This window comes from Mycobacterium sp. 050272 (assembly GCF_039023525.1).
GTDB lineage: Bacteria > Actinomycetota > Actinomycetes > Mycobacteriales > Mycobacteriaceae > Mycobacterium.
On the sequence record NZ_JBCHKV010000010.1, the window covers coordinates 177,840 to 199,685 of the forward strand.

The 21,846-nt window shown below is 68.9% G+C and carries 20 protein-coding genes; 11 read left to right on the top strand and 9 right to left on the bottom strand.

Annotated elements, in window-relative coordinates; all coding sequences use genetic code 11:
* Nucleotides 1-33 precede the first annotated feature (33 nt).
* A complete protein-coding gene (locus tag AAHS21_RS19985; protein ID WP_342929300.1) occupies nt 34-3,318 on the bottom strand; it encodes an ATP-dependent DNA helicase in 3,285 nt (1,094 codons plus the stop codon).
* Entirely contained in the window at nt 3,315-6,428 is a 3,114-nt protein-coding gene (locus AAHS21_RS19990; protein ID WP_342929301.1) for an ATP-dependent DNA helicase, read from the bottom strand. Before AAHS21_RS19990 ends, AAHS21_RS19985 begins: the two co-directional genes overlap by 4 nt.
* Before the next feature lie 79 nt (nt 6,429-6,507).
* Here AAHS21_RS19990 and AAHS21_RS19995 point away from each other — a divergent pair, with 79 nt between their 5' ends.
* Together AAHS21_RS19995 and AAHS21_RS20000 are read left to right on the top strand one after the other, a co-directional pair.
* Entirely contained in the window at nt 6,508-7,293 is a 786-nt protein-coding gene (locus AAHS21_RS19995; RefSeq protein WP_342929302.1) for an alpha/beta hydrolase, read from the top strand.
* Between the two features lie 2 nt (nt 7,294-7,295).
* On the top strand, nt 7,296-7,601 hold the full coding sequence (locus tag AAHS21_RS20000) for an MGMT family protein (RefSeq protein WP_342929303.1): 306 nt from the start codon (nt 7,296-7,298) through the stop codon (nt 7,599-7,601).
* On the opposite strand, the gene AAHS21_RS20005 is transcribed toward AAHS21_RS20000, so the two are convergent.
* From AAHS21_RS20005 to AAHS21_RS20015, 3 genes are all read right to left on the bottom strand, one after another.
* The gene (locus AAHS21_RS20005) at nt 7,598-8,452 is read right to left on the bottom strand and encodes a TIGR02569 family protein (protein WP_090600798.1); all 855 of its coding nucleotides are present in this window, start codon (nt 8,450-8,452) and stop codon (nt 7,598-7,600) included. The two genes, AAHS21_RS20000 and AAHS21_RS20005, sit on opposite strands and share 4 nt — an antisense overlap.
* A 54-nt stretch (nt 8,453-8,506) precedes the next feature.
* The gene (moeZ, locus tag AAHS21_RS20010) at nt 8,507-9,697 is read right to left on the bottom strand and encodes an adenylyltransferase/sulfurtransferase MoeZ (RefSeq protein WP_342929304.1); all 1,191 of its coding nucleotides are present in this window, start codon (nt 9,695-9,697) and stop codon (nt 8,507-8,509) included.
* Nucleotides 9,698-9,778: 81 nt separating this feature from the next.
* Nucleotides 9,779-10,807: a DUF3152 domain-containing protein gene (locus AAHS21_RS20015; RefSeq protein ID WP_342929305.1), complete on the bottom strand. Its 1,029-nt coding sequence runs from the start codon at nt 10,805-10,807 to the stop codon at nt 9,779-9,781.
* 189 nt (nt 10,808-10,996) lie between these two features.
* Here AAHS21_RS20015 and AAHS21_RS20020 point away from each other — a divergent pair, with 189 nt between their 5' ends.
* Nucleotides 10,997-11,683, top strand: a complete 687-nt coding sequence (locus AAHS21_RS20020) for a TetR/AcrR family transcriptional regulator (RefSeq protein WP_096285382.1) — start codon at nt 10,997-10,999, stop codon at nt 11,681-11,683.
* On the opposite strand, the gene AAHS21_RS20025 is transcribed toward AAHS21_RS20020, so the two are convergent.
* On the bottom strand, nt 11,670-11,942 hold the full coding sequence (locus AAHS21_RS20025) for a DUF3107 domain-containing protein (protein WP_342929306.1): 273 nt from the start codon (nt 11,940-11,942) through the stop codon (nt 11,670-11,672). The two genes, AAHS21_RS20020 and AAHS21_RS20025, sit on opposite strands and share 14 nt — an antisense overlap.
* A gap of 206 nt (nt 11,943-12,148) precedes the next feature.
* On the opposite strand from AAHS21_RS20025, the gene AAHS21_RS20030 reads away from it, so the two are divergent.
* The gene (locus AAHS21_RS20030) at nt 12,149-12,910 is read left to right on the top strand and encodes an MmpS family transport accessory protein (RefSeq protein ID WP_342929344.1); all 762 of its coding nucleotides are present in this window, start codon (nt 12,149-12,151) and stop codon (nt 12,908-12,910) included.
* A 3-nt stretch (nt 12,911-12,913) separates the two neighbouring features.
* On the opposite strand, the gene AAHS21_RS20035 is transcribed toward AAHS21_RS20030, so the two are convergent.
* Nucleotides 12,914-13,609: a ferritin-like fold-containing protein gene (locus tag AAHS21_RS20035; protein WP_096285376.1), complete on the bottom strand. Its 696-nt coding sequence runs from the start codon at nt 13,607-13,609 to the stop codon at nt 12,914-12,916.
* Between the two features lie 248 nt (nt 13,610-13,857).
* On the opposite strand from AAHS21_RS20035, the gene AAHS21_RS20040 reads away from it, so the two are divergent.
* Nucleotides 13,858-15,387: a DEAD/DEAH box helicase gene (locus AAHS21_RS20040; RefSeq protein ID WP_342929307.1), complete on the top strand. Its 1,530-nt coding sequence runs from the start codon at nt 13,858-13,860 to the stop codon at nt 15,385-15,387.
* A gap of 13 nt (nt 15,388-15,400) precedes the next feature.
* On the top strand, nt 15,401-16,612 hold the full coding sequence (locus AAHS21_RS20045) for a hypothetical protein (RefSeq protein ID WP_342929308.1): 1,212 nt from the start codon (nt 15,401-15,403) through the stop codon (nt 16,610-16,612).
* A gap of 113 nt (nt 16,613-16,725) precedes the next feature.
* Here AAHS21_RS20045 and AAHS21_RS20050 read toward each other — a convergent pair whose 3' ends face one another.
* Nucleotides 16,726-17,526 (bottom strand): AAA family ATPase, encoded by an 801-nt coding sequence (locus AAHS21_RS20050; protein WP_342929309.1) that lies wholly within the window; start codon nt 17,524-17,526, stop codon nt 16,726-16,728.
* Between the two features lie 74 nt (nt 17,527-17,600).
* On the opposite strand from AAHS21_RS20050, the gene AAHS21_RS20055 reads away from it, so the two are divergent.
* The 3 genes from AAHS21_RS20055 to AAHS21_RS20065 are packed head-to-tail and all read left to right on the top strand — an operon-like array spanning nt 17,601 to nt 19,788.
* Complete coding sequence (locus AAHS21_RS20055; protein WP_342929310.1) at nt 17,601-18,212, top strand: acid phosphatase; 612 nt, start codon at nt 17,601-17,603, stop codon at nt 18,210-18,212.
* Nucleotides 18,209-19,309, top strand: coding sequence for an isochorismate synthase (locus AAHS21_RS20060; RefSeq protein WP_342929311.1), 1,101 nt, complete (start codon nt 18,209-18,211; stop codon nt 19,307-19,309). The genes AAHS21_RS20055 and AAHS21_RS20060 overlap by 4 nt, the downstream gene beginning before the upstream one ends.
* Nucleotides 19,306-19,788, top strand: a complete 483-nt coding sequence (locus AAHS21_RS20065) for a GNAT family N-acetyltransferase (protein WP_342929312.1) — start codon at nt 19,306-19,308, stop codon at nt 19,786-19,788. Before AAHS21_RS20060 ends, AAHS21_RS20065 begins: the two co-directional genes overlap by 4 nt.
* On the opposite strand, the gene AAHS21_RS20070 is transcribed toward AAHS21_RS20065, so the two are convergent.
* Nucleotides 19,740-20,168: a hypothetical protein gene (locus AAHS21_RS20070; protein ID WP_342929345.1), complete on the bottom strand. Its 429-nt coding sequence runs from the start codon at nt 20,166-20,168 to the stop codon at nt 19,740-19,742. The two genes, AAHS21_RS20065 and AAHS21_RS20070, sit on opposite strands and share 49 nt — an antisense overlap.
* A 118-nt stretch (nt 20,169-20,286) precedes the next feature.
* Between AAHS21_RS20070 and AAHS21_RS20075 the strand changes: the two genes are divergently transcribed.
* Both AAHS21_RS20075 and whiB1 read left to right on the top strand, forming a co-directional pair.
* Nucleotides 20,287-21,252 carry a diacylglycerol kinase family protein gene (locus tag AAHS21_RS20075; protein ID WP_342929313.1) on the top strand — a complete coding sequence of 322 codons (966 nt, stop codon included), beginning with the start codon at nt 20,287-20,289 and terminating at the stop codon, nt 21,250-21,252.
* Between the two features lie 283 nt (nt 21,253-21,535).
* A complete protein-coding gene (gene whiB1, locus AAHS21_RS20080) occupies nt 21,536-21,790 on the top strand; it encodes a transcriptional regulator WhiB1 (RefSeq protein WP_036467351.1) in 255 nt (84 codons plus the stop codon).
* The last annotated feature ends 56 nt before the right edge of the window (nt 21,791-21,846 follow it).

The following is a 21,846-nucleotide window of genomic DNA, read 5'->3' on the forward strand; positions in this document are numbered from 1 at the left end:
CCACGATCGCCGGTCGACAGACACTTGATCGCCTCAGACGGCGACATCACGCTCCCCGCGGGGGGCCAGCCGTGCCAGCTCGGTGAGATCGGGCAATTCGTCGGGGACCACGGTGGCGTCGGTGCGTACGTAATGGAACGCGGTGCGCACCGAGGACTCCGGGCATCCGGACAGCGCCGCCCACGCCAGGCGATAGACGGCGAGCTGGATGGCGGCCTGTCGCATCGCCTCGGCACCCCGCGGCGGTTCGCCGGTCTTCCAGTCCACGACCGTGACGCCGCCGTCGGGTTCGGCGAAGACGGCGTCGATGCGCCCGCGCACGACGGTGTCGCCGATCGGCATCTCGAACGGGACCTCGACGGCGATGGGTGTGCGGGCCGCCCACCGCGATCGGGTGAATGCCTCCTGCAGCGCGGCCAAGTCTTCGGTGTGGCCGACATCGGAATCCGCCGCACCCGGCAGGTCGCCGAGGTCGAAGAGCCATTCGGTTCCATAGAACTGTTGCACCCAGGAGTGAAAGGCATTGCCCAGCAATGCATGCGGATCCGGGCGAGTCGGCAGGCGGTGCACCAACCGCTGCACCGCGCCCTCGGGGTCGCGGGCCAGGTCCACCAGGCCACTGACCGACAACTGGCTGGGCAGGGCGCGTTGCACTCGTCGTTCACAGCCAGCACGCTCGGCCAGTAACGCATCGACGTCGGCAGCCCAGCCGTCGACGTCCACGCACTCTTTCGCCGGGGCCGCCATGGCCGCTTCCACCAGCGCCGCCCCACGTTCGACGTCGGTACGACGAGAGGCAAGTGGATCAGCTGGCCATACCGCTTCGATTACCTTGTCGCGCAAGGGGTTCCGATCACCGTCAGCGGGCGCCGGTGCCCACTGCTCTACCACGCCGCAGGGTTCGCCGGCCGCGGCCGACCGGTCGATGACGTCCTTGAGTTCGCACAGGAAGTCCGACGGCCCGCGCGGTTTGATCCCGGTGGGCCCCCAGTGATGACCCGAGACCAGCAGGGTGTCCTCGGCCCGGGTGATCCCGACGTACAGCAGTCGGCGCTCTTCGTCGACGCGCCGCTGCTCCAGCTGCCGCCGATGCTCGGCAATCTTGTCCGACAGCTGCTTTCGATTGGTGACGTCGGAGAGGTCCAAAAGCGGGATGCCCAGCGAGCCCGCCGAGGCCCGATCGCCGCGCAACAACGGCGGCAGCTCCGCCGCGTCCGTCAGCCAGCTGCTGCGCGACGCGGTCGACGGGAACGTTCCACCAGACAGGTGGGCCACCGCGACCACTTGCCACTCCAAGCCCTTCGCGGAATGCACGGTGAGCACCTGGACCCGATCCCTCGCGACCGTCAACGGCGCAGGCGCCAAACCGTTTTCGACGACTTCGGCGGCGTCCAGATAGGCCAGCAGCCCCAGCACCGACGCCGCGGCCGAAACATCGGTCGCGCAAGTGCGTTCCGCGTACGCGGCGACCACGTCGGCGAAGGCATCGAGGTGTTCGGCACCAGCCCAGCTGCCGGGGCCCGCGGCGGCACGGACCTCGCAGTCGACACCCAGCACCCGCCGCACCTCGGCGACCAGGTCGGGTAGCGAGTGACCCAGGTGGCCACGCAGGGTGCTCAGCTCGGCGCCCAGCGCGGTGATGCGCTGATACCCAGCAACCGAATACGCGGCGGCCGGGCCGGGATCATCGATCGCGTCGGCCAGGCACACGGTGTCGGCGTCGAGACCCGCGGCCATCGCGATTGACTCGGCCGAGGACGCGTCGGCGGGTCGTCCCGCGCCAAGCGACGCGGCACGCTGCCAGAGTGCGGCGACATCCCGGCCGCCCAGGCGCCAGCGCGGCCCGGTCAGTACCCGCATTGCCGCCGCACCGGCCGTGGGGTCGGCGACCAGGCGCAGCATCGCCACCAGTTCGGCCACCTCCGGGATGGACAGCAGGCCGGCCAGCCCGACGACCTCGACCGGGATCCCGCGCGCGCGAAGGGCATCGGCGATGGGTGCGGCATCTGCGTTGCGGCGCACCAGAACCGCGGCGGTCGGCGGGTTGACGCCGTCGGCACACGCTCGCTGGTAGTGCTCGTGCAGGTGGTCGGCGATCCACTCTCGTTCGGCCTGCGCGTCAGCAAGCAGCGCTGCGCGGACGGTGCCGGGCGGGGCGTCGGGCCGGGATCGCAGGGCGTGCACCGCCACCGACCGGCGTCGCGCCTCCGCTGAAATGGCATTGGCGATGTGCAGGGTGCTGGGCGGGTTACGCCAGCTGGTCCGCAGCTCCAGCACCGGCGCGGGAGTGTCGTCGGATTGCGGGAAGTCGGTGGTGAACCGGGGCAGGTTGGTTGCCGAAGCGCCGCGCCAGCCGTAGATCGACTGCACCGGATCGCCGACGGCCGTCAGCGCCAGCCCGTCGTCTTGAACATTGGAGCCACCGCCGAACAGGGCCGACAACGCGACGCGCTGGGCGTGGCCGGTGTCCTGGTACTCATCGAGCAGCACCACCCGGTAGCGGGTGCGCAGGTCCTCGCCGACTTGCGGGAAATTCGCGGCGAGCCTTGCCGCCGAGGCCATCTGCACACCGAAGTCCATGACCTTCGCGGTGCGCATCCGCTCCTGCAACGCGTCGAGCAGCGGTACCAGCTCGGTGCGTTCGGTTTGAGCGGACAGCAGCCGCAGCAGCCATTGACTCGGTCCGCGGTCGCGCTGGTAGGGACCGGCGGGCAGGGCGTGCACCAGTCGCTCCAGCTCGAGGTGGGTGTCACGGAGTTGGTCGGTGTCGACCAGGTGCTCGCTGAGCTGCCCCCAGAGTCGTAGCACCATCGAGGTGATCGCGGCCGGTGTCTTGTCGGTATGCAGCCGCCCGCCATAGCCGTTGACCACGTCAAAGGCCAGCTGCCACAGTTCGGTCTCGCTGAGCAACCGGGTGTCGGGCTCGATCGGCAGCAGCAGCCCATAGTCGCGCAGCAGCGAGCCCGCGAACGCGTGATAGGTGCTGACAGCCGGGGTGCCCGCCGATTCCAGGATCCCCGGGCCGGGAGCGCCCAACCCGATACCGGCCAACCGGGCCAACCGGGAACGGACCCGGCGCAGCAGCTGTCCGGCGGCCTTGCGGGTGAACGTCAATCCCAGCACCTGGCCGGGGTCGGCGTACCCGTTGGCGATCAGCCATACCACCCGCGCGGCCATCGTCTCGGTTTTGCCCGCGCCTGCCCCCGCGATCACGACCAGCGGCCCGGGCGGCGCGGCGATGACCGCGGCCTGCTCAGCGGTCGGCGGGAAAAGCCCTAGGGCACAAGCTAATTCGTCCGGGCTGTAGCGTGGGATCATGATGCCGCCCCATCGACGTGGGCGGGGCACGACGGCCGGACCGGACAATGCGAGCAACCGTCGTTGCGCCGGGCGACGAACTGCGGCCCGGCGGTCGCGTCGGCCGCGCGAGTGACGAGGTCGCGCCATTCGTCGCGGCCGTCCGGTGTCAGTGGATCCTGCTCCCGGACGGTGGCACCGGCCGCACCGCTCTTGCCGACATAGATCAGCCGGGCGCCGCCTGGCTCGTCGCCGCCGGGGATCAGGCCTTGGGCCACCGCCAGCTGATACATGGCCAGCTGGGCGTGCTGCTGGGCGTCGTCCTTGCTGACCGGGGTTTTGCCGGTCTTGATGTCGACGATCACCAGCCGTCCGGCCGCGTCGCGTTCCAGCCGATCGACCCGGCCGCGCAGGCGGGTTTCGCCCCCGTCGGCTCGCGGCGTGTCCAGGACCCCGTCGACGTCGACTTCGACGCCGACCTCCGTCAGCTCGCCTCGGGTGCGGGCTCGCCACTCGACGAACGCCTCGATCATGGCGCGATGCCGGGTCAGCTCGTTGGCCGAATGCCACCGCGCCGCGAAAGGCAAGTGCTCCCAGGCTCTTTCCAGCTCGGCCAGCAATTGCGTTTCGGTCTTGCCCGATTCGGCGAGCAACGCGTGCAGCACCGAGCCGATCGTGGACCGCAGCTCGCGCGGGTTCGTCCCGCCGTGCCGCTCGACCAGCCAGCGCAGCGGGCAGTCAGTCAGTGTCTGCAGCGTCGACGGCGTCAGCGTGACGGTATCACCGCCGTCGCACAGCGGGTCGCTGGTGCTGACCGTGGTCAGACCGTGCCAGCCCGACGGGTCGGCGCCCGGCACACCGGCGGCGGCCAGCCGGGCCAATTGCGTTGCCGCACAATGACGGGCTTCATCTTCGACGGCGCCGTCCGGCGCGCAAACGACACCGCGCAACCGGCCGACCAGCGCGGTGGTCGACAATACGCGCGGCGCCGAAACAGGCAGCGCTACAACATGATCAGCGTCTTCATCGGCCCACTGCGCGAGCTCGAAGAAGAACGGCGAAGGTAGCGCGGCTCCCCCGTCCGCCCCACCGGTGTCGCTGTCGACCGCGGTCACCAGCAGCCGGCGCCGGGCCCGGCCCATCGCGGCCACCAGCAGTCTGCGTTCCTCGGCCAGCAGCGGTGCCCGTACCGAGGCGTCCGGACAGACACCGTCGACGACGTCGAGCAGCCGCTGGGTCGCCAGCACGCCGCCGCGCGGAACGGTGTTGGGCCACAACCCATCCTGCAGGCCGGCGATGACCACCACGTCCCATTCGTGCCCAAGCGCTGCGTGGGCGCTGAGCACCTGGACCTGCTCGGCCTTCGACGCCGGCTCGGTCTTGACGCTCGGCAGCTGCAGCGCCGCGACGTGGTCGAGGAGACCGCGCAACGACGCCGCGGGGGTGCGCGACACGTATTGATCGGTGACGTCGAACAATGCGGTCACCGCGTCCAGATCCCTGGTGGCCTGGGCACCGGCGGTGCCGCCGCGCTCGCTGGCCGCCAACCAGCGCCGTTGGAGACCGGACCGCTGCCAGGCCGCCCAGAGCGTGTAGCGCGGGTCTTGGCCGTCGCGGTGGCAGCGCGCGGCGGCCTCCAGGACCGCGCGCACCCGGCGCAGCGGGCGAGACGTCGGCGGCGCGGTGCCCCCCATCGCGGTGACCAGCAGCTCACCGAAAGCGCCTGCCGCATCGGCGGGTTTGCCGCGCATCAGGGTTCGGCGCAGCTGCCGTAACGAGACCGGATCGACGCGACCGATGGGGCCGGTCAGCAATGCCAGTGCGTGGTCGCCGTCGAGCCCGTCAGCGGTCGCGGCCAGCACCGTGAGCATCGCCCGCACCGCGGGCTCCTCGCCCAGCGACCCGCTCACGGCGGATGCGGCAACCGGCACCCCGGCGGCCGCCAGCGCGCGCGGCAACCGGGTTCCGGCTCGTGGCACCGACCGCACGATCACCGCCATCTGCGACCACGGCACGTTGTCGACCAGGTGCGCACGCCGCAACGCGTCGGCGATCAGCGCAGCCTCCGCGTGCGCCGACGCCGCCAGCCGCACCTGGACCGATCCCTCCTCGGCGCCGGTGCCGTCGATTCGCCGTCCCTCGCTGCTGCCGGGCAACCGGCGCGCGATGCCGCTGACGGCGCGCGCGACCGCCGGTGCGCACCGATGCGACTGCGTCAGCGTCACCGCGGGGGTATCGCCGTCGAGTAGCCCGGCCGGCTCGCCGCCGCGGAAGCCGAACACCGCCTGATTTTGGTCTCCGGCGAGCAGCGCCAGTTCGCTTCCCGCCGCCAGCACCCGGACCAGCCGCGCTGCCTGCGGGTCGAGTTGCTGGGCGTCGTCGACCAACAGGACCCGGATGCGGGTGCGCTCGGCGGCCAGCAGCTCGGCGTCGACCGCGAACGCCTCCAGGGCGGCGCCCACGAGTTCGGCGGCACCCAGCGCCGGCGTCGTGGCTTGCGGCGCCGCGGTGCCCACCGCCGCGCGCAGCAGCATCACCTGCTCATACTGTTGGGCGAACCGGCCCGCCGCGGTCCAGTCCGGTCGACGGCGCAGCCGGCCGATGCGCTGTAGCTCCTGCGGGTCCACGCCGCGTTCCGCGCACCGCGCCAACAGGTTTCGCAGTTCGGTGGCGAATCCCGCGGTGCTCAGCGCGGGCCACAGGTGCGCCGGCCATCCGGAGGTGCCCGCGCCCTCGAGGTCGCCGGCCAGCAGGTCGCGGATGATGGCATCCTGCTCGGCGCTGGTGACCAGCCGCGGCGGGGCATCCCCGGCGCGCTCGGCCGCCCGCCGCAGGACGGCGTAGGCGTAGCTGTGCACGCTGCGCACAACCGGCTCACGGATCGCGGACCGACCCGGGCCGGTGGCACGCAGCAACGACATCGTCAAAGCACTGCGCTGGCGCATCCCGATCCGCCCCGAACCGGTAAGCAGCAGAACCGATTCCGGATCGGCACCGGCGTCGACCGCAGCGACGGCAGCATCGACCAGCAGGCTGCTCTTCCCGGTGCCCGGACCGCCCAGGATCCGGATCGCGCCGCGAGCGCCCGGAGCCAGCACGGCGCTCGCCTCGGCACCCCATGTCAACGACATACCGGCATGACATCACGAGGGTCTGACAAGTCGGTCCGGCCAGACCGGCGGTGTCCCCCGAGCCTGGCATCATCAACGCGTGACCACCGACCTTCACGTACACCGCATCGGTCCGGCCGGCCCGGTGCAGATGCTCGCCCTGCACGGACTGACCGGGCACGGCCAGCGGTGGCAGCAGTTGGGCGATCATCTGCCCGAAATCACCATTGCCGCTCCCGATCTGATCGGCCACGGCAGGTCGTCGTGGGCTGCGCCGTGGACCATTGACGCCAATGTCGCGGCGCTGGCCGCGCTGCTCGACGAGGCGGCCGAGACCCCGGTGCTGGTCGTCGGCCACTCGTTCGGCGGCGGACTGGCAATGAACCTGGCCGCGAACCGGCCGGACCTGGTGTCGGGTCTGCTCCTGCTCGACCCCGCGGTGGGCTTGGACGGCGACTGGACGCGCCAGATCGCCGAGGCGATGTTCTCCTCGCCCGACTATCCGGACCCGGCCGAAGCTCGCCAGGAAAAGGCAACCGGCTCTTGGGCCGACGTCGATCCGGACGTGCTCGACGCCGAACTCGAAGAGCACCTGGTCCAGCTGCCCAGCGGGCGCTACGGCTGGCGGGTGAGCGTGCCGGCGATGATGTCCTACTGGAGCGAATTGGCCCGTCCCGCCGTGCTTCCGCCGGCGGGCACGCCGACGACGTTGGTGCGCGCGGCGTGGACGTCGCCGCCCTACGTCACCGAGCAGCTCGTCACGGGTCTGCGGGAACGGTTGGGCACCGATTTCGAATTGCTGACCTACGAGTGCAACCACATGGTGCCCGGCGCCAAACCGGCCGAGGTCGCCGCGCTGATCCGCAAACAGCTGCAGGCCGGCTGACCGTGGCGCCGGTGACCGAGGATCAAGTCGAGCGGGTGCGCGCACTGGTCGCCGCGATCCCCTCCGGCCGCGTCTGCACCTACGGCGACATCGCCGCTGTCGCAGGGCTTTCCAGCCCGCGGATCGTCGGCTGGATCATGCGCACCGACTCCTCCGACCTGCCCTGGCACCGGGTCATCACCGCATCCGGACGACCGGCCCGGCATCTGACTACGCGGCAACTGGAATTGTTACGCGCCGAGGGAGTGCTGGCGAAAGACGGCAGGGTCGCGCTCGGCGAAGTCCGCTACAAGTTTCCGCCGGACTAGAGCACCAGACGGATCAGGGCCGCCGTGCGGGCCAGACCCGGGAAGGCCTCGGCGGTGGACCGGGGATGCAGCGCATGCACCGCCAGACGAAACATCAACGCGCGCAACAACATCTGTGGCCACTCCGGCAGTGCGTTCCAGCGTTCGATCAGCCCGTCGTCGGCCTCACCCCAGGACAGCGCGTCGACCACGACCACACCGGCGGCCCACGACGCGGGCCGCCAATAGGGCGTGATGTCGGTGATCCCCGGCGCGGCGGTGCCGACGAAGAGGACCGTGCCGTAGAGGTCCCCGTGCACCAGCTGGTTGGGACTCTTGGTCGGCTTGCGCAGCGTGGCCAGCTGGCCGATCAGCTCGACCGACCGCTCGGCGTCCGCGCTGGGCGGAGCGGTGCGCGCGCCCGGTGGAATCGACTGCAGTGGCCGCTCTTCCCAGGCGGACCGGTCGGCTGCGATGAACACGTCGACATCCGACCACGGCGTGGTCGGTCCCTGGGTCAGGAATCGGGGGCGTTCGAGTTTGCCGGTGGCCTCGTGCAGCCGCACCGCCGCCGAGACGACTTCGTCGTGACGGGGCTCCGGTGTACCGGCGACGAACGTGTCCGCCCGCCATCCGGAGACCACGTAGCGCCCGTCGGTGGAGCGGACCGGACGGGCCAGCCGCACCCCGTCGACGAACAGCGTTTCCCGCACTCGCGCAGACCAGGCCGCCCGCGCGTGGTCCGCCACGACGGACAGGACGACCTCGCCGCATCGCCAGCCGCCCTCCCAGCTGGCGCCCAGCGCGATGGGCTTGACACCGGCCAAACCAAACGCCGAAAGCACGTGCTCCGGCGGTGGTTCGACGCTCACGGGGGTTAGCCTACAAGCGCGACGATGCGGGTCCGCGCGACGCGCTGGCGTGCGTCAGTACATCACCATGTCGGGCTGCATCTGCTGCGCCCACGCCACGATTCCACCCTGCAAGTGCACGGCATCGGCGAAACCGGCCTTCTTCACCGCCGCCAGCGCCTCGGCCGAGCGCACACCCGTCTTGCAATACAGCACCGCCTTGCGGTCGTGCGGCAGCTTGGTGAGACCCTCACCGGAGCTGATCAACGACTTCGGGATCAGCTGGGCGCCGTCGATGTGATTGATGGCCCACTCAACCGGTTCGCGAACGTCGATCAAAGCCAGCTTCTTGCCCGAGTCCAGCAACGCCCGCAGCTCGGCCGGTGTGATCGTCGAGCCGGTGGCCGCCTCGGCGGCATCGCCGGACACCGCACCACAAAACGCCTCGTAGTCGATCAGTTCGGTGATCCGCGGCGCGGCGGGGTCCTTGCGGATTCTGATCGTGCGGTAGCTCATCTCCAGCGCGTCGTAGATCATCAGCCGGCCCAGCAGCGGTTCGCCGAGGCCGGTGATCAGCTTGATCGCCTCGGTGCCCATCACCGACGCGATCGAGGCGCAGATGATGCCGAGCACGCCTCCTTCGGCGCACGACGGAACCATGCCGGGCGGCGGCGGCTCCGGGTAGAGGTCGCGGTAGTTCAGGCCGCGCTCGTTGCCGGCCTCATCGGCCGGGGCGTCCTCCCAGAACACCGAGACCTGACCTTCGAAGCGGTAGATCGAGCCCCAGATATAGGGCTTGCCGGCCAGCACCGCGGCGTCGTTGACCAGATACCGGGTGGCGAAGTTGTCGGTGCCGTCGACGATCAGGTCGTATTGGCTGAACAGCTCGACGGCGTTGCTCGCCTCCAGCCGGAACTCGTGCAGCTGCACCGCGACCAGCGGATTGATCGCGTGGATCGAGTCGCGCGCCGATTGCGCCTTGGCGCGTCCGACGTCGGCGGTGCCGTGGATGATCTGGCGCTGCAGGTTCGACTCGTCGACGACGTCGAAATCGACGATGCCGATCGTCCCGACGCCGGCCGCGGCCAGGTACAACAGCGTCGGCGCGCCGAGCCCGCCGGCACCGATCACCAGCACCCGCGCGTTCTTCAGCCGCTTCTGTCCGTCGACGCCCAGGTCCGGGATGATCAGATGGCGGCTATACCGCGCCACTTCGTCGCGACTCAGCTCGCCGGCGGGATCGACTAGTGGCGGCAATGTGGACACCGAACATCTCCTCAGTCAGCTTCGCGACTCAATGTCTCCAGTCAACGCTTGGATCGCCGGCGACGCTTCCCCGACGGAGTTTTAGGCGATCGGATACGGCCAGGGATTGAAGCGGCAGGTCTTGCCGTCGGCCTTGACGTACTCCGGGTCGAACTTCGCGGCGTCGTCGTTGGAGGTGGAGAACGTCTGCTGCATCATCACCGGCGCCAATCCGCCCTGCTTGTCGCACGGCTCGTGGCGCACATAGCCGATGGCGTGGCCGACCTCGTGGTCGATGACGTACTGCCGGTACGACCCGACGTCGCCCTCGAACGGCACGGCGCCGCGCACCCAGCGCGCCTCGTTGACGAACACCCGGGCTTGGCGCTCCGGGCCGTACGCCGGGTTGTAGCAGGAGGTCTCCAGCCGGAACTCGTAGCCGCACCCCTCGCGCACCGTCACCGGCGACACCAGCGAAATCCGGAAGTCGGGTTTGCCGTTGTCGATCCTGACGAACGCGAACTGCGGATTGTGCGTCCAGCCCTTGGGGTTGGCCAGCGTTTGATCGACCATCGTGGCGAACGCGTCGTCACCGCCGAACATCGCGGGGTCCAGGCCGTTTTCGACCTCTACGGTGTACCGGAACACCTTGGCGGTGCCCTGGCCGATCTGCGGCGTGGTGCCGGGCACGACATGCCAGGTCTTGTCGCCGGCTTCGGTGAACGGACCGCCGTCCGGCAGTGTCCCGGCCGGCAGATTGGCGTCGAAGGTGGCCAGGCCGCGCGGCGGAGCGTCGAGGATGGCGGTGCCTACCGCCCCGATGGCCGGCGGCCCTTGAATTGTCGGCTTGGTAGCCGTCGGTTGCGGCGCGCCGACGCCGGTCACCGTCTGGTAGATGACCACCGCGGTCAATGCCACCAGAACGGGCAGCGCATAGGCGCGCCAGCCGTAGGTGGAGACGAATCGGCCCAGCCACGATTGCTTGCGCCACTGGCGGGGACGGTCGCGATCGGCGCGGGCGCGTCCGCTGCCAACCGCGACGGGGTCCCGCAGGGCGCGAAGCGGCTCTCGCCACTCGTCGCGCAGCATCGGCACTCGACCGCTGCCGTGCACGGGCGGCTCGGACGTCATTGCCCCAGGATGGCACAGCCACGACGCGGGGTGCCCCTGGCGCGCCCTACGACACCGGTTCTCCCCTGCGCAGACAGTGCCGATGCCGGTCGCCGGTACACCATGGGTAGTAATGTCTGTGCGACGAGCGGCGCGCGGCGGGCCTGTCAATATCCGATGGTCGGTCGCCACAATTCAAATGAGGACCAAGTGAGCGATCTCGCCAAGTCGGCGGCACGACGTGCCGTCAGATCGGGTGACCGCGGTCGGCCGAGTGACGGCATAGCGACCTCGAACCGGCGGGGGAACCGGTTGCCGCGCGACGAGCGTCGCGGCCAACTGCTGATCGTGGCCAGCGATGTCTTCGTCGACCATGGCTACCACGCGGCCGGCATGGATGAGATCGCCGATCGGGCGGGAGTCAGTAAACCCGTTCTCTACCAACACTTTTCCAGCAAGCTGGAGCTGTATCTGGCAGTGCTCAATCGCCACGTCGACAACCTGGTCTCGGGTGTGCAGAACGCATTGAGCACCACCACCGATAACCGGCGGCGGTTGCATGCGGCCGTTCAGGCGTTCTTCGACTTCATCGAGCACGACAGCCAGGGGTACCGGCTGATCTTCGAGAACGATTACGTCACCGAGCCCGAGGTCGCCGCGCAGGTGCGGGCGGCCACCGAATCGTGCATCGACGCGGTATTCGCGCTGATCAGCGCCGACTCCGGCCTCGATCCGCACCGCGCCCGGATGATCGCGGTGGGCCTGGTCGGCATCAGCGTCGACTGCGCCAGGTACTGGCTGGACTCCGACCGCCCCATCTCGAAGTCGGATGCGGTCGACGGCACTGTCGCATTCGCCTGGGGCGGGCTGTCACACGTGCCGCTTACTCGCTCTTAGCGCGCTTACCGCTGGAGTGCGCGCCGGAATCCGACCCGATTCCGAAGCCGACCCGACGGCCGTCGGCGGCACCGATCTCGACGTAGGCGATCTTGGCGGAGTGGATCAGATAGCGGCGGCCCTTCTCGTCGGTGAGGCCCAGCAGACTCGAGCCTTCCCGCAGCGCGGCACTCACGGCCTCCTCGACCTCAGCAGGCGTCTGCGCGCTGGAGAAGACCAGCTCGCGCGGACTGTCCGTGATACCGACCTTGACCTCCACGATGGCCCCTTCCGTTGCTATTCCGTCGCAGGCGTGTCAAGCAGCAGGTTAGTGGACGCGGCCGGGGCGCTCCGAGCAGAGGGTGACGGCGAGGAGTTCGCGGTAAGCGAAACGCTGTTGAACGGTAGATAACGATTGGCTCCCAGCCTGATCAAGGTGGCTCGCGGCGCCCGTTTTCGTCTTTTCACGTCAGTAACATCGGCATCATCAGACACACACTCGATGATCGCGCCGGCCTAGCTCGTGGCTTCGCCCACGACTACCCCGATGACGACGACTACGACGGAGCCGACTACGACGGCTACGACGATGACGAGTACCCCGAGGACGAGCACGCAGGCGACGAATACGAGTACGACGAGCTCAAGGAGCTGCTCTGGCCGATCGGCTCCTGGCGCCCGGCGGTCGCGCTGCTCGGCGCGGTGGTGGCGATCGGCGCGATCGCGACCGCGGTGATCATCAACAGCGGCGACAGCGCGTCGACGAAGGCCACCATCGCGCCGCCGGCCCCCACCACGTCCGCACCGCGGACCACCAGCCCGCCGAGCGCCACGCAACGCCCGGTGCCGAGCACGTCGCAAGCACCCCAGCTACCGCCGGAGACCGTCACCACGCTGACCCCGCCGAGCGCGGCGCTGACGACTCCGCCGCTGGCCGTGCCGCCGCCGGCGGTCGTAGCCCCAAGGGCCACAGTGAATCCCAGCACCATTTACTACAGCGTGACCGGGACGAAGACGCTGCTGGACCTGGTGAACGTCGTCTACACCGACGCCCGGGGCTACCCCCAGACCGAGTTCAACGTGTCGCTGCCCTGGACCAAGGTTGTCGTGCTGAATCCGGGGGTGACGACCCAATCGGTCGTCGCGACCAGCATCGTGGGCAAGCTGAACTGCGCGATCGTCAATGCCCAGGGCCAGGTCGAGGTGGCGTCGGCCAACAACTCGAACCTGGCGACCTGCACCAAGTAGGGCTCAGCCCAATCCGAGCTCGCGCATCCGCCGCTCGTGTGTTTGCTGCAGACGCTCGAAGAACGCGCTGAGCTGGCCCAGGCCGCCGGTACCCGACACCACCAGGTCAACCAGCTCGTCGTGATCTGCCAACAGGTACTGGGCCTGGGTGAACGCTTCGCCGTACAACCGGCGGGCCCAGAGCGCCAGCCGGCTGCGCTGTTTGCCGCTCGCGGTCACCGCGGCGCGTACCTCGGCGACGACGAACTGCGAGTGCCCGGTTTCCGACAGCGCCGCGCGCACCACGTCGGCGACCTCGTCGGGCAGTTTGTCGGCGATCTCGAGGTAGAGGTCGGCGGCCAGTGCGTCGCCGATGTAGGTCTTGACCAGCGCTTCCAGCCAGGTGCTGGGCATTGTCAGCCGGTGGTAGTTCTCCAGCGCCGACACGTACTTCGACATGGCCGAAACGACGTCGACGCCGCGGCTCTCCAGCGCGTCGTGCAGCAGCTCGTAGTGCTGCATCTCGGCGGCCGCCATGCTCGCCATGGATATGCGTCCCCGCAGGTCAGGAGCCATCCTGGCCTCGTCAGTCAGCCGGTAAAACGCGGCCACCTCGCCATAGGCGAGCACTGCGAACAGCTCGTTGACGCCCGGATGGTCCGCGGTCAGTCCTACGGAAGGTGATTCGTCTACTTGGTCGGCAGAGGAGGCCGAAGTCATGGGCATCACTGTAGTCGGCAGACCTGGAAGAAGATGGGGATGAGCTGTCGACCAGCTATCATGCAGATTGATAGTGGCTGTATTTCTTTCCCACCGCCGCTATCGGCGAAATGTGCGTGCACAGCTGGCAGGCCCAATCTCAGCATGGCCCGGTGACTCAGCGACTTGGAGTCGGAACTCGTGCGCGCGTGACCCGCAAGAGAAACCGACCCAATCGAATAAGTCACCGAAAGGTACATCACTCACGCATGACTGCATTGACGAGCAAAACTGAACCCACCTTCGCCGAACTCGGCGTACGCGACGAAATCGTCCGGGCGCTCGCCGAGAAGGGCATCGAGCACGCTTTTGCCATCCAGGAACTCACCCTGCCGATGGCGCTGTCCGGGGACGACGTCATCGGACAGGCCCGTACGGGTATGGGCAAGACGCTGGCCTTCGGCGTGCCGCTGCTGCAACGCATCACCAACGGCGGCGACGCGCGCCCGCTCAACGGCACCCCCCGCGCCCTGGTCGTGGTGCCCACCCGCGAGCTGTGCCTGCAGGTCACCGAGGACCTGGCCGCCGCCGCCAAGCACCTGACCGCCGACGAGGGCCGCCGCCTGTCGGTGGTGTCGATCTACGGCGGCCGGGCCTACGAACCGCAGATCGACGCGCTGCGCACCGGCGCCGACGTCGTGGTGGGCACCCCGGGCCGGTTGCTCGACCTCGCCCAGCAGGGCCACCTGCAGCTGGGCGGGTTGTCGGTGCTGGTGCTCGACGAGGCCGACGAGATGCTGGACCTGGGCTTCCTGCCGGACATCGAGCGGATCCTGCGCCAGATCCCGGCCGACCGGCAGTCGATGCTGTTCTCGGCGACGATGCCCGACCCGATCATCACGCTGGCCCGCACCTTCATGGTGCAGCCCACCCATATTCGTGCCGAGGCACCACACTCGGCGGCCACCCACGACACCACCGAGCAGTTCGTCTACCGCGCCCACGCGCTGGACAAGGTGGAGATGGTCAGCCGGATACTGCAGGCCGAGGGCCGCGGCGCGACGATGATCTTCACCCGCACCAAGCGCACCGCCCAGAAGGTCGCCGACGAGCTGGCCGAGCGCGGCTTCAAGGTCGGCGCCGTGCATGGCGATCTCGGGCAGATCGCCCGCGAGAAGGCGCTCAAAGCGTTTCGGGCCGGCGACGTCGACGTGCTGGTGGCCACCGACGTGGCCGCGCGCGGCATCGACATCGACGACATCACTCACGTCATCAACTACCAGATCCCCGAGGACGAGCAGGCCTACGTGCACCGGATCGGTCGTACCGGACGCGCCGGCAAGACCGGTATCGCCGTGACCCTGGTGGACTGGGACGAACTGCCGCGCTGGACGGCCATCGACAAGGCGCTGAACCTGGGCTCCCCGGATCCGGCCGAGACCTACTCCAGTTCGCCGCACCTGTACACCGAGCTGGGCATTCCCGGCGAGGCCGCCGGCACCATCGGCGCGCCGAAGAAGTCGCCGGTCAAGCGCCGCGAGACCGAGCGCACCGAACGCACCACGAGTTCGGACAGGCCGGCGCGGACACGCTCGGCCAATCGGCGGCGGCGGACCCGTGCCGGCGAGCCGGTGAGCGGCCACCCGTCCGACAGCGACGGCGAAACCGCCGCGCAGACAGCGTCGGACGCGTCCGGCACTGGCAGCAGTGGCAGTGGCGGCAGTGGCAGTGGCGGCAGCAACAACCGTCGTCGCCGTCGTCGCCGCAAGCCGGCGGAAGCCGCCACGCCCGCCAACTGAGCCGACGCCAGGCATGGTCAAACCCGAACGCCGCACCAAGGGCGATCTGCTGGCCGCCGCGGCGATCGCGGTCGTCGTCGCCGCCATTGCGTCGCTGATCTGGTGGACCAGCGACGCCCGGGCCACGATCAGCCGGCCCGCCGCGACGCCGGCGCCCAACCCGACCCCGGCCAAGCAGGTGCCGGCCAGCCTGAAGCAGCTGTGGACCGCGCCCAGCTCCGCCACCACGGCACCGGTGATCCTGGGCGGGACGGTCACCACCGGCGACGGCCGTGAAGTGGACGGCCGCGACGCCGGCACCGGCCAGACACGCTGGACCTACTCCCGCGACAGCGACCTGTGCGGCCTGTCCTGGGTTTACCACTACGCGGTCGCCGTCTACCGCGATGACCGCGGTTGCGGCCAGGTCAGCACCATCGACGGGTCCACCGGCCGCCGGGGGGCCGCCCGCAGCAGCTACGCCGACCCGCGGGTGCGGCTGTCCTCGGACGGCACGACGGTGTTGTCGGTCGGCGATACCCGCCTGGAGCTGTGGCGCTCCGACATGGTCCGCATGCTGGCTTACGGCGAGACCGACGCCCGGGTGAAACCGTCGTCGCGGGGACTGCGCTCCGGATGCAAGCTCTACTCGGGGGCGGCCAGCTCGTTGGAGGTTTCGGTGCTGGAGAGCTGCGGGAACCAGAGCGACCTGCGCTTGGCCCTGCTGCGCCCGGGCAAGGAAGACGACGAACCCCAGCAGCATCTCGTGTCCGAGCCCGGGATCAAGGCGAACTCGGGCGCTCGCGTGCTCACCGTCTGGCAAAGCAACACGGCCGTCTACCTGCCGGCGCCGCAGCCGAGGGTCGACGTGATCGACGAGATGGGTACCACGGTGGCGAGCACGCTGCTGCCCAAGGCGCCGACCGACTCGGAGGTGTCGCAAGCGGGCAACCTGGTGACCTGGTGGACCGGCGATTCCGTGTTGGTGTTCGAGGCAAGCACCCTGAATTTGCGCTACACCATCGCCGCGGGCGACAAGACGGTCCCGTTGGGACCCGGCACCATGATGGCGGGCAAGCTGCTGATTCCGGTCACCGGCGGGATCGGCGTCTATGACGCCATGACCGGAGCCAATGAGCGCAACATCCCGGTGCAGCGGGCACCGAGCACCCGCGCGGTGGTCCCGGCGGTGTTGGGCTCCCGGGTGTTCGAGCAGCGCGGCGACACCGTCGTCGCGCTGGGCTGACGCTTAAGCCTCGAGGCGCTTGGTGTTTTCCGGTGTGCGCTCAGGGCGACGACACGCCGACCAACGCCACCATCACCGCACACTCAACGCCGCTACAGCACAGCCGAGGCCGCCTAAGCCTCGACGGAGAACGTCGGCAGCGGTTTGCCCGACTTCCAATGTTTGAGCAACGCCTGCGCCAGCGCAGAGTAGGCCAGGGCGCCCTTGTTCTTGCGTCCGGCCAGCACCGACGAGCCCGACGCGCTGGCCTCGGCGAAACGCACAGTGCGCGGGATCGGCGGTGCGAGCACCGGCAGGTCGTAGCGGTCCGCGACGTCGAGCAGCACATCGCGGGTGTGGGTGGTGCGCGAGTCGTACAACGTCGGCAACGCACCCAGCAGTCGCAGGTTCGGGTTGGTGATCTGCTGGACATCGGCGACGGTGCGCAGGAATTGACCGACGCCGCGGTGGGCCAGCGTCTCGCACTGCAGCGGCACGATCACCTCGTCGGCGGCCGTCAGGCCGTTGAGGGTCAGCACCCCCAGCGACGGCGGGCAGTCGATGATGACGACGTCGAATTGGTCGGCGACTTTCGCCAGTGCACGCTTGAGCGCGTACTCGCGCCCGGCCCGCATAAGCAGCATCGCCTCGGCGCCGGCCAGGTCAATGTTGGCCGGCAGCAGCGTCATTCCCTCCATCGTGGTGACCAGCGCGGCGCTCGGTTCGATCTCACCCAGCAGCACCTCGTGCACCGACACCGGCAACTTGTCGGGATCTTGACCGAGCGAGAACGTCAGACAACCCTGCGGATCCAGATCGACGAGCAGGACTCGCTTGCCCTTTTCCACCATCGCCGCACCCAGCGAGGCAACCGTCGTCGTCTTGGCGACCCCACCCTTCTGGTTGGCGACCGCCAATACCCGCGTCTCACTCACACCTGCCATCCTGGCACGTTCGGAGCCGGGTGCCGGGGCGACGGGCCCATGAGTCTCGGGCAGAATCAGTCCACATGGGCTTGCACAACCATCGACTTGTACTGCTCCGCCATGGCGAGACCGATTGGTCAAAATCCGGCCAGCACACCGGCCGCACCGACATAGAGCTCACCGATACCGGCCGGCTGCAGGCCGAGCTTGCCGGCCATGTCCTGCGTGAACTGAAACTCGCTGACCCGCTGGTGATCAGCAGTCCGCGGATACGGGCGCTGACCACAGCCAAACTGGCTGGTCTCGCTGTCGACGAGGTATCTGAACTGCTTGCCGAATGGGATTACGGTTCCTACGAGGGGTTGACGACTCCACAGATCCGGGAATCGGACCCCGATTGGCTGGTGTGGACCCACGGTTGCCCTGGCGGCGAGAGTGTGGCGCAAGTCAGCGCCCGCGCCGACCGGGCCGTCGCACTGGCGTTGGAGCACATGGCTTCGCGCGACGTGGTGTTCGTGGGCCACAGCCATTTCTCTCGCTCGGTCATCACCCGCTGGGTCGAACTGCCGCTCGTCGAGGGCAGCCGGTTCTGGATGCTCGCCGGCTCGATCGCCGTATGCGGGTTCGAGCATGGCCTGCGCCAGCTCGCCGCGCTCGGACTGACCGGCCTCCCGCAGGCAATCGCACCCGGTTGAGCACCACGGAACCGCCGTTCGCACTGTGCGGCCCGCGCGGCACCCTGATTGGCGAAGGGGTGCAGGCGCGCTACGACGACTTGGGCGCCGCCCAAGCCGCGCTCAGATCGGAGTCGGCCCCAATTGTATTGGGCGCATTGCCTTTTGACGTGAGCCGCCCCGCAGCGCTACTGGTGCCCGACGGGGTGCGGCACAGCGACGGACCACCCGACTGGCCGACGGGACCGCTGCCAAACGTGCGCATCGCCGCGGCCATCCCGCCGCCGGCCGAATACCGCGTCCGGATCAGCCGCGCCCGCGATGAGCTGACCGCGCCGAACACCGCGCTGAGCAAGGTGGTGCTGGCCCGGGCGTTGCGGCTGGCCGCCGATGGCCCGCTGGATGCCCGTGTCGTGCTGCGCCGCCTGGCCACCAACGATCCGGCGGCCTACTGCTATCTGGCCGACCTGACCGCCGCCGGCGCGGACTACGCCGGCGCGGCCCTGGTGGGTGCGAGCCCGGAGCTTCTGGTCGCACGCTCCGGTGACCGGGTGAGCTGCCAGCCGTTCGCCGGTTCGGCCCCACGCGCCGCGGACCCCGAACGCGACGCCGCCAGCGGCGCCGCGCTGGCCGCATCCGCCAAGGACCGCCACGAGCATCAGCTGGTCATCGACACGATGCGGGCCGCGCTGGAACCGCTGTGCGACGAGCTGGCCATCGCACCCGAGCCGCAGCTGAGCCGCACCGCCGCGGTCTGGCATCTGTGCACGCCGATCAGCGGCCGGCTGCGCGATAAGTCAACCACTGCAATCGATTTGGCGCTGGCTTTACACCCCACCCCGGCAGTCGGGGGGGTGCCGGCCAAGGCCGCGTCCGAGCTGATTGCCGAAATCGAAGGTGACCGCGGCTTCTATGCGGGCGCGGTGGGTTGGTGCGACTCCCACGGGGACGGTTATTGGGTGGTGTCAATCCGCTGCGCGCAGCTGTCGGCGGATCGCCGCACCGCCCTGGCCCACGCCGGCGGCGGCATTGTCGCGGAATCGGATCCCGATGCCGAAGTTGACGAAACCACAACGAAATTCGCCACGATTCTCAACGCGCTAGGAGTTGAGCAATGAGCGAAAACATCCGTCGCGCCAAACCCGAAGACGCCGCCGACATAGCCGACATGATTCACGCGCTGGCCGAATTCGAACACGCCGCCGAGGAATGCACCGTCACCGAAAAGCTAATTTCCGCAGCACTTTTCGGCCATTCGCCGATCGTGTACGGACATGTCGCCGAAGTCGACGGGGAGATCGCCGCGATGGCGCTGTGGTTCCTCAACTTCTCCACGTGGGACGGCGTCGGGGGCATCTACCTCGAAGATCTGTTCGTACGACCCAAATTCCGCCGCCGGGGCCTGGCCCGCACACTGCTGGCGACCCTGGCGGCCGAGTGTGTCGACAACGGCTACACCCGGTTGTCGTGGGCGGTGCTGAACTGGAACGCCGACGCGATCAAGCTGTACGACGAGATCGGCGGGCAACCGCAACGAGAGTGGACCACCTACCGGCTGTCCGGGGCGTCCTTGTCGGGGCTGGCCGGACCGCGCTGATCGTCGCCGGCAACCCAGCGCAGCGCGGCGGGGCTGAAGAGCAAGAGCAACGCCGTCAGCGCCACCACGGCCAGCGGTATGCCGAACGCCGCACGATGCGAACCGACCGCGAGGTACCAGGACACCGGCAACAGCAGCAGCTGGGTGAACACCGCGAGCCCACGCCCCCAGCGCCGCCCGACGACCAACGCGCGACCGGCGGCCAGCACCACTGCGCCGATCACCAGGAACCAGAGCGCGGTGCCCAAACCGTTGACCACCCGCTGGTCGGCTCCGGCGATCGCACGCACCACCAGGACCGCGGCCATCGCCAGTGCGGCCAGCCCCTGCGCCGCGACGATGAATCCGGCGCCGCGAACGGCCGACGGGGGCGGTGGTATCTCCTGGTTGCGGCGGCCGCGGTTCACAGCGTCAGCGTAGCCACGCGGAAACCCCCTCCGGCGAGCCGTCGCTTCCCCCACAGCGAGGCCTTAACCGACCCGCATAAGCTCGTGCGTCATGCGAGCCGTTCTGATCGTGAACCCCGCAGCCACTTCCACCACGCCCGCCGGCCGAGATCTGCTGGCGCATGCGCTCAAGAGCCGCCTCGAGCTCACCGTCGAGCACACCAACCACCGCGGTCACGGGACCGAGCTGGGCCACGCGGCCGCCGAGAGCGGGGTCGACCTGGTCGTCGTGCATGGTGGAGACGGCTCGGTGAGTGGGGTCGTGAACGGCATTCTGGGCAGTCCCGGCGCGCCGCGGCCGGCACACGTCCCCGCGGTCGCGGTGGTACCCGGCGGTTCGGCGAACGTGCTGGCCAGGTCGCTGGGGATCTCCCGGGACCCGGTCGCCGCCACCAACCAGCTGATTCAGCTGATCGACGACTACCGCCGCCACCAAACGTGGCGGCGCATCAGCCTCATCGACTGCGGTGAGCAGTACGCGGTGATCAACGCCGGAATGGGCGTCGACGCCGAGGTGGTCGCCGCGGTGGAGGCCCAGCGCAACAAGGGCGTCAAGGTCACGCCGTTGCGGTATTGGCGGGTCGCGGTGCCCGCAACGATTCGCTATAGCCGCCGCGCGCCGGATATGACGCTGGAGTTGCCCGGCCGCGATCCCGTCTCGGGCGTGCAATTCGCCTGGGTGTCCAACACGACGCCGTGGACCTACAGCAACAGCCGGCCGATGGTGACCAACCCGGGTTGCAGCTTCGAGTCGGGCCTTGGCGTGTTCGCGGTCACCAGTTTGAAGGTGATTCCCACACTTCGATTACTGCGCCAGATTCTCGCGAAGAACCCGGACCCACACGCCACCCAACTTGTCCGAGACGACGACACCGCTTGCGTGCGAATCAGTTGCAGCGCCGGGCCGGTGGCCAGTCAGTACGACGGGGAGTACCTCGGACTGCGCGAATCCATGACGTTCCGATCGGTGCCCGATGCACTTCCGGTGGCGGCACCGCCGCAAAGTAAAACGTCCTGAGCTGCGAAAACGTTGGCCCGAACCGTGACAGCGACCAAATATTCTCGGCAGGGTAATCGGCGAGTGTAGTACAACGGAGTGAGGGCTTGACTAAGCCTTAATCAAAGTGAGATAGCCCACGGCCTAACTCACGCTATTGACTTCTGTTGTGCCTGTGAAACGATCGAAAGGTTGCATGCACAGATTGTGGGGGTACCGCACGGACCCTTACTCATGCAAGCGTTAAGAGCCGAAGAATAACGCCAGTGCGCGATGCTGCGCACATAGTGAGGAGTAACTACTTATGGATTGGCGCCACAAGGCGGTGTGTCGCGACGAGGACCCGGAGCTGTTCTTCCCGGTAGGGAACAGTGGCCCGGCGCTCGCGCAGATCGCTGACGCGAAACTGGTCTGCAATCGGTGTTCGGTGACCACGGAGTGCCTCGGATGGGCGCTGAACACTGGTCAGGACTCCGGTGTGTGGGGCGGCATGAGCGAAGACGAGCGGCGTGCGCTCAAGCGCCGCAACGCCCGGACGAAGGCCCGCAGCGGAGTCTGATCCCAGTCTCCAGACAGCGCGGCCCCGACAACTTGTCGGGGCCGCGCTGTTGCGTG